Genomic DNA, 12,759 nt, shown 5'->3' on the forward strand with positions numbered 1-12,759 from the left:
CGGCCGGTGGATCGCCGGCCGCGCACACCGCTGCCAGGCTCAAGAAGGCTCGATAAGAGGGCGGTTGACCCCGAGTGGCGTGTGCGTCGGGACCGAGTGGATCTCCACCGCGCGTTACTGGGCGCCGCTCGCACCGGCGAGGTGGCAGTGGACGTCGACGATTCCCTCGACGGCCCGTGCCAGACGTTCGGCCACCGGTATCAGCTCTGGGCCGTCCACCCACCCCGTCAGGGTCACGACCCCCTCGGACACCTCGACCCGGATGTGGTCGGCGGGCAGCGGGAACAGGCGGTCGACGACCTCCTGACGTACCTCTTCGGTGAGGTCCTCGTCGTCCCGCAGGAAGACTTTGAGCAGATCCGAGCGGCTGACGACGCCCTCGAGCCTTCCTTCGTCGTCGATGACGGGCAGCCGTTTGACGTTGCGCCTGGCCATGATGCGTGCCGCCTCGGCCAGCGTGGTGTTGCCGTGCACGGTGACCGCCGGGCTGCTCATCACCTCCTCGGCGGTCAGCGCGCCCGCCTTCGCCAGGTCGGACAAGCGCTGCCGCTGGGTGAACCGGTCCGGAACGCGGTCCCGGAACTCCTCCTTGGGCAGCAGGTCGGCCTCCGAGACGACCCCGACCACCCGGCCGTCACCCTCGAGCACGGGCAGCGCGCTGACCTTCCACCCCTCCATGAGCCGGACGATGTCCTTGAACAGCGCGTCGCGGCCGACGGCGACGACGGCGCGAGTCATCACGTCGCTCACGACGTGCGGGCTGGTCTGCATGATCTCCTCCTCGAAATGATGAGGTGAGGACGGGTGAGCTCGGCGGGGCCGAGGTCGCGCGCCTCCGGAACTCTTGGTCTTTGAACGGCGTGCGCACCGCGCGGTGACGACATCGCCGACCATGAGAGCGCCTGTCCTCGTGGGCTTCATGGCCGAGCCTCGCTTTCGTGGGCGGCAGTGGTGGCCAACCCGTTCAGGGGCCCCGACCTCAGCTTCCGGCTGTGGCCGCGCGGGCCACATGGGCCGATCGTCCCCGCCAAGGGCCCATCAGCCCCTCGTGCGGCCCGCCGGCCGGTGCGACGGGGAAGTGGACCCCTGTGCGGTATGGAAGGCGGTGGGGACGATGACACGTGCCCTGGTCGCGGGCGTCGACGGATCCGATGCGAGCCTGACGGCGGTCGACTGGGCGGTGGACGAGGCCGCCCGACACGGCCTTCCGCTGCGCCCGGTGCACGCCTCGCGCTGGGAGCGGTACGAGCGAGCCGTTCCGTCCAACAGCCTGAGCCGCCCAACAGGGCGGGTACTCGCGGAGAACCTCGTCGCCGCCGCGGCCGAGCGCGCCGGACAGCGGCAGCCGGATGTGAAGATCACCACCGGCGTCGTCCCCGACGACGCGGCGGACGCTCTCCTGCGCGCGGGCGACGATGCTTTCGTCCTGGTCACGGGATCGCGCGGCCGCGGTGAGCTGAAGGGCATGCTCCTCGGCTCGGTAGGCCTTGCCGTGGCGGCCCGCGCGCACTGCCCGGTGATCGTGGTCCGGGGCGACAGTGCGGGCCCGGCCGGTTCCCACCAGCGGATCCTGCTGGGCGCGGGCGAGCCTGTGACCGGAGCCGAGGCCGTGCGCTTCGCCCTTCCGTGAGGCCGAGGCGCGCGGCTGCATCCTGGACGTCGTACGTGCCTGGCGTTGCCCCGTTCACGAGAGCGCCGATGATCCCGCGCTCGCGGGGAACACGGCGCCGCGGCACGAGGAGCGGGCTTCGGCCCTCCTCGAAGCGCTGCTGCGGGACGCGGTGGCCGGTCCGGCGTCCGGGTGCGCCGAGTCACGGCCGAGGGACCGGCACACAGCGTCCTGGTGCGGCGCTCGGCAGCCGCCGACCTGGTGATCGTCGGGGCCCGGCGCAGGCACGGTCACCTCGGGCTCCAGCTCGGCAGGGTGAGTCACACCCTGCTCCATCACGCGGACTCCCCGGTGGCGGTCGTGCCGCAGACGGTGTGAACGTTGTACGTGCCCGCACAGAGGGGGAATCATGATCGCTGCTCGGACCCATGACGTGCTCGCGCCGGAACCGCGGGGCATCGAAGCGGCCGTGTGCGACACCGACGGGGTGATCACCGGCTCGGCGAAGGTGCACGCTGCCGCATGGAAGACCGCCTTCGACACCTTCCTGACCGAGGACCCGCCCGAGGATCCCACTCGGCGGCGCCCCTTCGACTACGGCGACGACTGCCCGCGGTACGTGGACGGCAGATCCCGGCTGGACGGCGCCGCCGCCTTTCTGACCTCGCGCGGCCCCGATCCGGGGTCCGAGACCGTGCGTGTTGTGGCGGCGGACAAGGAGCCACTGTTCACCGAGCGGATCCGCGAGCAGGGCGTCGAGGCCTGTCCGGGGACCGTGCGGCTGGTACGCGCGCTGCGCGCGGCGGGGGTGCCCGTCGCCGCGGCCTCCGCGTCGAGACCCGCCCGCGAACTGCTCACCGGGGCGGGCGTGCTGGACCTCTTCGAGGTTCTGGTCGACGGTGGCGAGGCGGCCCGCCTGGCGCTCGCCGGGAAACCGCAGCCCGACCTCTTCCTCGAAGCGGCACGCCGGCTCGGTGTCGGGCCCGCCCGCGCGGCCGTCGCCGAGGATGGCCTGGCGGGCGTCGAAGCGGCCCGCAGCGGTGGCTTCGCGCTCCTCGTCGGCGTGGACCGCACCGTCGATCCGGGCAGGCCGGACAGGGTTCTTCGGCACGGCGCCGACATCGTCGTCCACGACCTCGGAGAGCTGCTCGACGAGGGAGCACGGCGGTGACGGGCTGGACGTGGGAGTACCAGGGATATGACCCGGCGCAAGAGAGCCTGCGGGAGTCGTTGTGCACGCTGGGCAACGGCTGCTTCGCCACCCGCGGGGCGCTGCCGGAGTGCACTGCGGACGGCGTGCACTACCCGGGCACCTACGTGGCCGGCTGCTACGACCGGCTCTCCACGGACGTCGCGGGGCGCCGGGTGGAGAACGAGGACATGGTCAACTTCCCCAACTGGCTGCCACTCCGGTTCCGCCTCGCGGGTCGGCAGTGGCTCACCCCCGACACGGCCGAGGTGCTCGACCACGGGCAGGTACTGCACCTGGACACGGGGTTACTGGAGCGCCGGACACGATACGGGCTCGGCGACGGGAGGGTGCTGGCGATGCGGCAGCAGCGTCTCGTGCACATGGCCGACCCCCATCTGGCTGCCCTGCGCTCCGAGTTCACGGCCGAGGGGTTCGCCGACGACCTCGAAGTGGAGGCGGCGCTGGACGCCGGCGTCACCAACTCCGGGGTCGCGCGCTACCGGGATCTGAACGGCAGCCACCTGACCAGGGTGCACACGGGCTCCGTCGAGCCGGACAAGGTGTGGCTGCGCTGCCGGACCCGCACCTCCGACGTCCGCATCGGCATGGCGGCCCGACTGACCGCCGACGCGCCGGTCACCGACTGGCATGAGGACCCGCGTGTCGGCCAGCGGGTGACTCTGTGTCTGCGTCCCGGCCGCGCCGTCACCGTCGACAAGACCGTCGCCCTGCACACTTCCCGCGATCCCGCGATCAGCGACCCACTGGACGCCGCGATCGACCGCGTCGGCGCGGCACCCCCCTTCGACCAGCTGCTCGAAGACCATCTGACGGCCTGGGACCAGCTGTGGCGCCGAGCCGAACTGGACGTCCCCGGGGAGGCCGGCGACATCCTGCGGCTGCACCTGTTCCACGTCCTGCAGACCCTCTCCCCGCACACGGCGGAGCTGGACGCCGGCGTACCGGCCCGAGGACTGCACGGCGAGGGGTACCGCGGCCATGTCTTCTGGGACGAGCTGTTCGTGCTGCCGTACCTCGACCTGCACTTCCCAGAGGTCTCGCGCGCGCTGCTCCGCTACCGGCACCGCCGCCTCGACCGCGCCTGCGCCGCGGCCCGTGCGATCGGCCGGCGCGGTGCGCTGTACCCCTGGCAGAGCGGCAGCGACGGACGCGAGGAGACGCAGCAGCTGCATCTCAACCCGCGGTCGGGACGCTGGTTGCCGGACCACTCGCGGCTCCAGCGGCACGTCGGCTCGGCAGTGGCGTACAACGTGTGGCGGTACTGCGAGGCCAGCGGCGACGCCGAGTTCCTGCACACCAAGGGCGCCGAGATGATGCTCCAGATCGCCCGCTTCTGGGCGGACTCGGCCACCTGGGACGAGCGGCTGGGCCGACACCGCATCAGGGGCGTGATGGGTCCCGACGAGTACCACGACGCCTATCCCGAAGCGCGCCGGCCAGGCCTCGACGACAACGCCTACACCAACGTCACCGCCGCCTGGGTGCTCGCACGCACCCTGGACGTACTGCGGACCCTGCCCGAACCCCGGCGACGCGAACTCACCGAGCGCACCGGCCTGGACGACGGTGAGCTCGAACAGTGGGAGGACGTCTCGCGCACGCTCCACGTGCCCTTCCACGACGGCGTCGTCAGCCAGTTCGACGGCTACGGCGACCTCGCCGAACTCGACTGGGAGGAGTACCGCTCGCGGTACGGCGACATCCGGCGCCTGGACCGGATCCTGGAGGCGGAGGGCGACACCGCCAACCGCTACAAGGCGTCCAAACAGGCCGACGTCCTGATGCTCGGCTTTCTGTTCTCGCCGACCGAACTCCGCGGCCTCTTCCAGCGGTTGGGCTACCCGTTGGACGAGAACGCCTGGCACCGGACGGTCGACCACTATCTCCAGCGCACCAGCCACGGCTCCACTCTCAGCGGTCTGGTGCACGGCTGGGTCCTGGCCCGCGCGCGGCGAGCCGAGGCGTGGACGTACTGCCAGGAGGCCCTGCGCGGCGACATCGCCGACCTCCAGGGCGGCACCACGGGCGAGGGCATCCACCTGGGCGCCATGGCCGGCACCCTCGACCTCGTCCAGCGCGGACTGACCGGACTGGAGACCCGCGAGGGGGCGCTGTGGCTCGACCCGGTGCCGCTGCCGGAGCTGTCGACCTACGGGTTCTCCCTCCGCTACCAGGGGCACTGGGGTGTCCGGCTGCGGCTGAAACGCGGCGGGCTGGAAGTGACGGTGCCGCCGTCGGACCGCTCACCGATCGACATCCGGCTGCCGGACCGGGTGGTCAGCGTGCAACCGGGCGAGACGTGTCACCTTTTCCTTCCCGACTGACGGCAGGCGTCACGGAGAGGGGCCGGACGGCCCCCGCGGAGGGGACCGGGCCGCCTCTGCCCCAGCACGGACCGCAGCGTGACGCTGGTACCGGACGACAGACCGAGCGCTGGAGCTGCCGACATGCATTCGCCCGTTGTCGCAGCAGTCGACGGATCCGTCGAGAGCCTGGCAGCCGCCGCATGGGCGGCCCGCGAGGCCGAGCGGCGGGACCGACCGCTGCACCTGGTACACGCCTGGGACTGGCACCCCCGTCAGCAGGAGCGCGAGATCGCGGGAGCCGCCCAGCGGCATCTGGCCCGACGTTCGCTGCAGCGGGCCGAGGAACGCGTCCGCGCCGAGTGCCCCGACGTCCCCCTCACTGACGAGCAGATGGAAGGCCCGGCCACGGCCGCCCTCCTGAAGGCGGCGGACCAGGCCGACCTGATGGTGCTGGGCTCACGCGGACTGAGCGGCTTCACCGGATTCCTCGTGGGTTCCGGTTCCAGGAGGCGAAGCGCCCGGCCGCATGCGTTCCGGGTGGTGAACCGGGAACCCGGGCGGACCTCACACCGGGCGGGGGACGACTGCGACGGGGCACGCGGAGTGGTGCAGCAGGGCGTGGGCGACCCTGCCGAGTTGCAGACCGAAGTGCCCCTGTCGGCGCAGCGCGCCGACGACGATCAGGTCGGCATCGGCCGAAGCCTCCAGAAGGACGTGATGGGCGGGACCCTCGACTGCCTTGCGGCCGACATCGAGCCCGGGATGCTCATGGGCGGCTCCGCGCAGTGCGTCGTCGAGGGCGGCCGTGGCTCCCTCTCCGAGCGCGTCGGCGGCATCCGCCGCGAGCCGTGGACCCACCGCGCCGGACTCCGTCACCAGGGAGCCCGGCTGGTGAGCCGGGTTGCGCCAGGCCCGTACGGCGGTCAGGGCGCAGCCGCGAGCCTCGGCCTCGCGGGCGGCGAACCGGACGGAGCCCGTGCCGTCGGCCGAGCCGCCGACGCCCGGTCGACCGCCGGCAGACTCGATTCCGATCCGTCGACGCCCACGACCAGCGGGAGTTCCATCGGGGCCACCGCCCTTCGTACGGTTTCCGGCAGACCCCCTGTGAATACCGTCGCACCGCTCGGGCGCCGCCGCGACATACGGGCCGACGCGCGGATCCGGCAGCCGCCCGCCGGGTGGCGGTGCCGGGCCGCGACGATGCCGAGGAAAACCTCTGGTTGTCCGGGAGCGGCGCGTCGCGGGATCCGAAGAGACGGAGGCCGGCGCACCAGGTTCGGCCGATTGGCCGGATGGGTGAGTGCCTTTGCAGGCGATCGGGCACCCATGTCCTGTCCGGCCCCCGGGCATCTTCGAGCTACTCACCAGACCCCCGTAGGGAGCCTCGCATGGAACCAGTCGCCGTCCCGAGAAACTGTCCGTTCGACTATGCCGAGGCGCTCGAGTTCGACCCTGTGCTCAAGCACTTGATGACCGAAGAGCCCGTCTCGCGCATCCGGCTGCCCCACGGCGACGGCGAAGCCTGGCTCGTCACAGGCTACGACGATGTGCGGACGGTGACCACCGACCGGCGTTTCAGCCGAAGCGCCGTCATCGGCCTGAATTTTCCGCGCATGACCCCTGAACCCATCGTTCAGGACGAGGCGATCAACGTGATGGACCCACCGGGCAGCAGCCGCCTGCGCAGCCTGATCTCCAAAGGCTTCGCGCCCCGCCACATGGAACGCATGCGGGTCCGCACCCAGCATGTCGTGGACGAGCTGCTGGACCGGATGGAGGAGCACGGTTCTCCCGCAGACCTCACCGAGCACCTGGCGGACCCCCTGCCCCTGGCCACCATCTGCGAGGTCCTCGACATCCCCGAGGCCGATCGGGCCCAACTGCGCTCCCACGCCCGGACCATGATGGACACCGGCATCGACAACCGGGACAACGCCGTACAGGCCAAGGCCTATTTGCGTGCCTACTTCGAGAGGTTGACGGCACACCGGCGTGAGAACCCCGGCGAGGACCTGATCAGCACTCTGGCCGCGGCTCGTGACGGAGACGAGATTCTCAACGACCAGGAACTGGCAGTTATGGCCATGGTCCTGCTCATCACCGGCCAGGACACCACCACCTACCAGATCGGGAACATCGCCTACGCCCTGCTCACCCGTCCCAAAGAGCTCGCCATGCTGCGCTCCGATCCTGGAATGCTCCCGCAGGCCATCGAGGAACTGCTGCGCTTCATCCCCTTCCGCAAAGGCGTCGGCATCCCCCGCGTGGCCACGGAAGACGTGGAACTGAGCGGAGTGACGATCCACGCGGGGGACATCGTGCACGTCTCCTATCTGACGGCCAACCGTGACGGCCGGAAGTTCGACCGTCCTGATGAGCTGGATCTGGAGCGCACCGGCCCGTCTCACATGACCTTCGGCTGGGGTGGGCATCACTGTCTCGGCGCTCCGCTGGCCACCACAGAACTGCAAGTCGCACTCGGAACCCTTCTGGAGCGCTTCCCCGACCTTCAGCTCGCGAAGCCGGCCGAAGAAGTGCGCTGGAACAGGACGTCGATCTGGCGCTATCCGCTGGCGCTGCCCGTCGTCTGGTGACCGCGGCGCCCCCGGCAACGCGCCGAGTCCATGTGTCCGAGGTCCCCTCGTAGGCCTTTGGATGGCGGCCACCCGCAGCACTGCGCCCCGCCCCGCCGGGCCCAGCGGCGGGGCGGGGCGTGGTGCTCGCCTCCGGGTGTGAATCGCCCGCCTGTCGGCGATCAAGGGTGGTTCAAGGGGTCACGTAGGTCCCCCTCCCCACTTCTCCTGATCGGTGATGGGTACGGCGGAGTTCGGGATCGAGGGACCTGGTCATCGCGGAGCTCGCGGTGCCCTGCCCCTCGGCCCGGGTCGGCAGGCCGACGGTCTGCCCGGATGAGGAGAACTTCCGTCGTGGTCGACATCACCGAGATCCATGTCCACCGGTAGGCGAGCCGCTCGCAGAGCGAGCCGGGCCGCGTCCCTGGGGACTGGATCGCAAGACGATCAGGAAGTACCTGGCGCCAGCGGTGGCGTCCGGGGAGGCCCAGGGCCAGCAACCCGATGACCCCTTGGTCAAGGAGATGGACGGCTGAACCTGCAATGATCCGGGCCGTTCCGTTGTGCTTCTCGCTCGACATGCGACGCTCATCCTCCCGTCGTAGCGTGAGTCGGACGGCTGATCAAGCCGTGGCGGATCACCTCCGCCCGAACGGGGAGAACTTGAGTCTTCGACATCTGCCCCGACCGCGCCCGTGCCAGGGGTATCGAATCCGGCGGCGGAGCCCACCACAGGTCTGTTCGCACTGTTTCCGCGCGGACGGATCCGGGTGGCTGCTGCCGGAAGACGAATAGCCCGCATCAGGCCAGGGCCCGGCTATGTCGACCACGTCCGCGGGAGGCATTCCATGGCGGTTCTCTGCAAGCCGGCAATCCAGGTACCCGAGTACGTCATCACCAACGAAGAAACCCTCGAGCTGGCGCAACGGTTGCACGGCGACCATCCGCAGCTCGATCTGATCCTCCGCCTGATCGAGCACACCGGGGTGCGGAAGCGGCATCTGATCCAGCCGATCGAGAAGGTGCTGCAGCACCCGGGCTTCGACGCCCGCAGCACCACCTATGAGGCGCACACCAAGGCCCGCGTTCCGGCCGTGGTGCGCCGGGCGCTCGACCACGCGGAACTGGAGCCGCAGCAGATCGACATGATCATCTACGTCTCCTGCACCGGCTTCATGATGCCCCCGCCGACCGCATGGCTCATCGGCGAGATGAGCTTCCGGCCGGAGACACGCCAGATGCCGATCGCCCAACTCGGCTGCGCAGCAGGCGGCGCAGCCATCAACCGGGCACACGACTTCTGCACGGCGTACCCCGACGCCAACGTGCTCGTCGTCGCCTGCGAGTTCTGCTCGCTGTGTTATCAGCCCACCGATCTGGGCGTGGGATCGCTGCTGTCCAACGGCCTGTTCGGCGACGGACTCGCCGCGGCCGTGATCCGGGGCAACGGTGGCACTGGAGTCCGCCTGGAACGCAACGGCTCGTACATCATCCCGAGCACCGAGGACTGGATCTCCTACGCGGTCCGGTCCACAGGTTTCCACTTCCAGCTCGACAAGCGCGTGCCCGGGACCATGGAGCCACTCGCCCCGGCGCTGCAGGCCGTCGCGGAACAGCACCAATGGAACGCCAGCAAGATGGACTTCTACATCATCCACGCGGGCGGTCCGCGCATCCTGGACGACCTGAGCCTCTTCCTCGACGTGCCACCCGAGGCGTTCCGCTTCAGCCGCGCCACGCTCACCGAGTACGGAAACATAGCCAGCGCGGTGGTACTCGACGCTTTGGCCCGCATGTTCGCCGAGGCATCAGCCCTTGAGGGACACCGCGGCCTGATGGCCGGCTTCGGGCCCGGCATCACCGCCGAGATCGCCCTGGGCACCTGGACTTCGGAGTTCGAATCCTGAGGCGTCGCATGGCGTCTCAACGATGAGGAGCGGGTCACTTTCACGCGCACATCGTGGATACCGGCACCGACTCAAGGACGCCTACACCCCTACGGCTCTGCTGGCCTCCCAGGCCCGCCACGCTGCCGGGCAGCGGTCCACGGCCGCAGCGACGCCGGCGGCCGCGGTCGCCGCCCGCGCGGAGGACGTCGCGGCGGCGACGGTACTGGAGGCCCTGCCGGGCAGACGCGGGTCGAGCTCGACGTGGAAAAGGGGCCGAACAGCCAGGAGCCGGGAGCGTACGCCCGCAGTCTCGGCAAGGCCCACCCGACACCCGGGCACACCTGACCACCCCGCGTAGCAAAGGGCCCCTCCGCTCCCACGCCTGGGAGCGGAGGGGCCCTTTGTCGCGGCGGCCGGTGACATCGTCGTGGTCACGGTGCCGGTCAAGGCCTTCCCCAACTTGCCCGCCGCGCCACTGGCCGGGAAGACGGTCATCGACCCGTGCAACTACGGCCCCGAGCGTGACGGGCACATTCCCGAGCTCGACAGCAAGTCGCTCACCTCGAGCGCGCTGCTTCTGCGGTACATCCCGGACGTCATGCTCGTGAAAGCGTTCAACAACATCTTCTTCAAGCACCTGCTGTCACCCGGCGGGGGCGGTCGACCGCTCCTGCCTGCCGATCGCCGGGGACTCCGCGCCGGCGAAGGCGGCGGTGACCGAATTCATCGAGTCCATCGGGTACAGCGTGGTGGACGCGGGACCGCTGGCCGACAGCTGGCGGCAGGCGACGGGCACGCCGGTGTGGGGGACCCCGTACGGGCCGTTCTCGAACGAGAAGGGCCAGCCGGTCGGCGAGGACGCCATCCGCGCGGCACTGGCCACCGCAACGCGGTAACCGCAAGTCGGCGCGGGCCGCGGTGTAGTCCGGCCGTGTTATGGCCCCGTCCGGTAGGCGCCGGGCGGGCGGTAACGCAGAACTCGTTGCCGTCCGGATCCGACCAGGATGTGCCGTGTCCTGCCGTTCTCTGGCGTCCCCCTGACCCACCTGGCACTCGCGTGCGCGGCTTCTCACCGGGCTGTCCCCTCGGTGGTTCTCGGCCCTGGCACGGCCGGGCACCTTGACGTCAGCTCGCTGCGGCTGACGTCCGGATCGATGACGACATCCTGGACCGAATCGACGAGATCATCCCGCCCCGCACCAACCTCAACCCGCCCTGCACCGGCCATCCCGTCAGCCCGGTGCTTGACCGGCCGTGCCGATGGGTCAGGCCCGGCACCTGCTCGACAAACCTCTTCCGGGAACGCCTCTTCCGGTCGCAGAAGTACCGGCGCACCCGGAGCCGGACCACGACCGGTCGCGAGCCCAACGGCTTTTCTTTCAGGGTGCGTTGGTACGAGCTGTGCACGCGTCTCGCCTGCTTCCGACAGTCCGGGCCAAGGCCCGGCCGACCTGTGGATAGCGCCTCGACCACCAGGGCGCCGGGGGAGTCGCTGACATGCTCACTCGCACAGCGGCCCCGGGAAACAGCACATCCTCGACCGCCTTGCTCGCCACGGCAGGAAACACGCTGCCGAAACGATCCCGCGTTCCCGCCCGCCCCTGACCTGGGGATTCACGAAGCTGCGGACAGAGCCTTGAAAACGGCCACCACCGCTCGCGGTCCCCACTTGGTTGCGGGCCCAACCAGGGGGCGTGTCCACCTGGTTGAGCCAGCGGGTCTGCGTTGTCGGTGTCATGTCGGAGCACTGTCGGGGGCCGTCGGCCGGATGTCGGTAGCTCGTCGGCGGGGGCTGGCACCTTTCCAGAGACGGCCGGCCGGAGCTCACCGGGCGGCCCCATCCCTAAGGAGCCACCATGCACAACCCCGTCACGGTCATCGGCGCCGGACTCGGCGGACTCACGCTGGCCCGCGTGCTGCACGTCCACGGAATCCCGGTCACGGTCTACGAGGCGGAGTCCTCCCCCTCGGTCCGCGCGCAGGGCGGATTGCTCGACATCCACGACTACAACGGGCAGCTCGCACTCAAGGCGGCCGGCCTGATGGACGAGTTCCACGCCATCGTCCTGGAGGGCCGCCAGGCGCTCCGTATCCTCGACCGGGACGGGACCGTCCTGCTCGACCAGGCAGACGACGGCACGGGCGGACGACCCGAAGTGCAGCGCGGTGACCTGCGACAGGTCCTGCTCGACTCACTCCCGGCAGGCACCGTGCGGTGGGGGCACAAGGTCAGCCGCGTGCGTGCCCTCGGCGAGGGTCGCCACGAGGTGACGTTCGCCGATGGCGTTACCGTGGTCACCAGCCTGTTGGTCGGCGCGGACGGCGCGTGGTCACGGGTCCGGCCGCTGCTGTCCACCGCCATACCCGAGTACATCGGTAAATCGGTGGTGGAGACCTACCTGATCGACGCCGGCACACGGCACCCGGCCGCCGCGAAGGCGGTCGGCGGCGGGATGCTGATCGCTCCCATGCCGGGCAGGGAGATCTTCGCTCACCGGGAAAAGGGTGACACTCTGCACGCCTACGTGGGGCTGTCCGAGTCGCAGGACTGGTTCGCGGCCGTCGATTTCGCCGATGCCGCCACGGCCACCGCGCGGATCGCGCAGGAATTCGACGGCTGGGCGCCGGAGCTCACCGCGCTGATCACCGACAGCGACATCCCGCCGGTACTGCGCCCCCTCTACGCTCTGCCGACCGGGCACCGGTGGGACCGTTTTCCGGGGGTGACCCTGCTCGGCGACGCCGCCCACCTCTCGGCTCCCAACGGCGAGGGCGCCAACCTGGCCATGCTCGACGGCGCCGAACTCGGTGAAGCCCTCGCCGCGCACCCCGACGACATCGAGACGGCACTCACGGAGTACGAGCAGGACATGTTCTCCCGCAGCGCCGAGACCGTCACCGACGAAATGCCCGGGATCGACTCCGCTCACAACACGGCCCAGGGCCTGATCGACTGGTTCACCGATAAGCACCAATGAGCCACTCAAGCCCCGAACTGATGCCCCGCTCATCGCCCTCCGGGCCACCTGAATACCTGCAGGTTCTTCCAGAGGCCGTCGTCTTCTAAGGATCACCCTGCGAGGCTGTTCCTGATCGCTTCCTCGTCTGAAGGTGACCCCTTCGTCCGGTTCGCTGTTGTTTTCGAACATCAGCAACCGGCCGGAGAGGT

The 12,759-nt window shown here is 70.1% G+C and carries 9 protein-coding genes and 2 pseudogenes; 8 read left to right on the forward strand and 3 right to left on the reverse strand.

All coding sequences use genetic code 11. The features are described 5' to 3' along the window. Positions 1 to 114: 114 nt before the first annotated feature. Positions 115 to 771, reverse strand: coding sequence for a CBS domain-containing protein (locus ACIPFH_RS34475; RefSeq protein ID WP_401832844.1), 657 nt, complete (start codon positions 769 to 771; stop codon positions 115 to 117). 343 nt (positions 772 to 1,114) lie between these two features. Between ACIPFH_RS34475 and ACIPFH_RS34480 the strand changes: the two are divergent. The 4 genes and pseudogenes from ACIPFH_RS34480 to ACIPFH_RS34495 all read left to right on the forward strand — a co-directional run. After that, positions 1,115 to 1,987: pseudogene (locus ACIPFH_RS34480) on the forward strand (universal stress protein). Between the two features lie 31 nt (positions 1,988 to 2,018). Next, complete coding sequence (locus ACIPFH_RS34485) at positions 2,019 to 2,780, forward strand: HAD family hydrolase (protein ID WP_401832847.1); 762 nt, start codon at positions 2,019 to 2,021, stop codon at positions 2,778 to 2,780. Further along, a complete protein-coding gene (locus tag ACIPFH_RS34490; protein ID WP_401832848.1) occupies positions 2,777 to 5,146 on the forward strand; it encodes a glycoside hydrolase family 65 protein in 2,370 nt (789 codons plus the stop codon). Before ACIPFH_RS34485 ends, ACIPFH_RS34490 begins: the two co-directional genes overlap by 4 nt. Before the next feature lie 123 nt (positions 5,147 to 5,269). Beyond that, a pseudogene (locus tag ACIPFH_RS34495) lies at positions 5,270 to 5,620 on the forward strand (universal stress protein); the annotation flags it as partial. Between the two features lie 72 nt (positions 5,621 to 5,692). On the opposite strand, the gene ACIPFH_RS34500 reads toward ACIPFH_RS34495, so the two are convergent. After that, positions 5,693 to 6,478, reverse strand: coding sequence for a universal stress protein (locus tag ACIPFH_RS34500; RefSeq protein WP_401833331.1), 786 nt, complete (start codon positions 6,476 to 6,478; stop codon positions 5,693 to 5,695). Positions 6,479 to 6,516: 38 nt separating this feature from the next. Here ACIPFH_RS34500 and ACIPFH_RS34505 point away from each other — a divergent pair, with 38 nt between their 5' ends. From ACIPFH_RS34505 to ACIPFH_RS34515, 3 genes are all read left to right on the forward strand, one after another. Next, positions 6,517 to 7,722 carry a cytochrome P450 gene (locus tag ACIPFH_RS34505; protein ID WP_401832850.1) on the forward strand — a complete coding sequence of 402 codons (1,206 nt, stop codon included), beginning with the start codon at positions 6,517 to 6,519 and terminating at the stop codon, positions 7,720 to 7,722. An 827-nt stretch (positions 7,723 to 8,549) separates the two neighbouring features. Continuing rightward, complete coding sequence (locus ACIPFH_RS34510) at positions 8,550 to 9,608, forward strand: type III polyketide synthase (RefSeq protein ID WP_401832853.1); 1,059 nt, start codon at positions 8,550 to 8,552, stop codon at positions 9,606 to 9,608. 695 nt (positions 9,609 to 10,303) lie between these two features. After that, positions 10,304 to 10,486, forward strand: coding sequence for a hypothetical protein (locus tag ACIPFH_RS34515; protein ID WP_364261908.1), 183 nt, complete (start codon positions 10,304 to 10,306; stop codon positions 10,484 to 10,486). 229 nt (positions 10,487 to 10,715) lie between these two features. On the opposite strand, the gene ACIPFH_RS34520 is transcribed toward ACIPFH_RS34515, so the two are convergent. Beyond that, a complete protein-coding gene (locus ACIPFH_RS34520) occupies positions 10,716 to 11,063 on the reverse strand; it encodes a transposase family protein (RefSeq protein ID WP_401832855.1) in 348 nt (115 codons plus the stop codon). 383 nt (positions 11,064 to 11,446) lie between these two features. Here ACIPFH_RS34520 and ACIPFH_RS34525 point away from each other — a divergent pair, with 383 nt between their 5' ends. Beyond that, on the forward strand, positions 11,447 to 12,568 hold the full coding sequence (locus tag ACIPFH_RS34525) for an FAD-dependent oxidoreductase (RefSeq protein WP_401832857.1): 1,122 nt from the start codon (positions 11,447 to 11,449) through the stop codon (positions 12,566 to 12,568). Positions 12,569 to 12,759: the final 191 nt, after the last annotated feature.

This window comes from Streptomyces sp. NPDC088157 (assembly GCF_044741545.1).
Lineage (GTDB): Bacteria > Actinomycetota > Actinomycetes > Streptomycetales > Streptomycetaceae > Streptomyces.

Excerpts from the sequence above, each read along its gene's own strand:
- ACIPFH_RS34475 (WP_401832844.1), bottom strand. The coding sequence starts at position 771 with ATGCAGACCAGCCCGCACGTCGTGAGCGACGTGATGACTCGCGCCGTC.
- ACIPFH_RS34485 (WP_401832847.1), top strand. The coding sequence starts at position 2,019 with ATGATCGCTGCTCGGACCCATGACGTGCTCGCGCCGGAACCGCGGGGC.
- ACIPFH_RS34500 (WP_401833331.1), bottom strand. The coding sequence starts at position 6,478 with ATGCCCGGGGGCCGGACAGGACATGGGTGCCCGATCGCCTGCAAAGGC.
- ACIPFH_RS34505 (WP_401832850.1), top strand. The coding sequence starts at position 6,517 with ATGGAACCAGTCGCCGTCCCGAGAAACTGTCCGTTCGACTATGCCGAG.
- ACIPFH_RS34510 (WP_401832853.1), top strand. The coding sequence starts at position 8,550 with ATGGCGGTTCTCTGCAAGCCGGCAATCCAGGTACCCGAGTACGTCATC.
- ACIPFH_RS34525 (WP_401832857.1), top strand. The coding sequence starts at position 11,447 with ATGCACAACCCCGTCACGGTCATCGGCGCCGGACTCGGCGGACTCACG.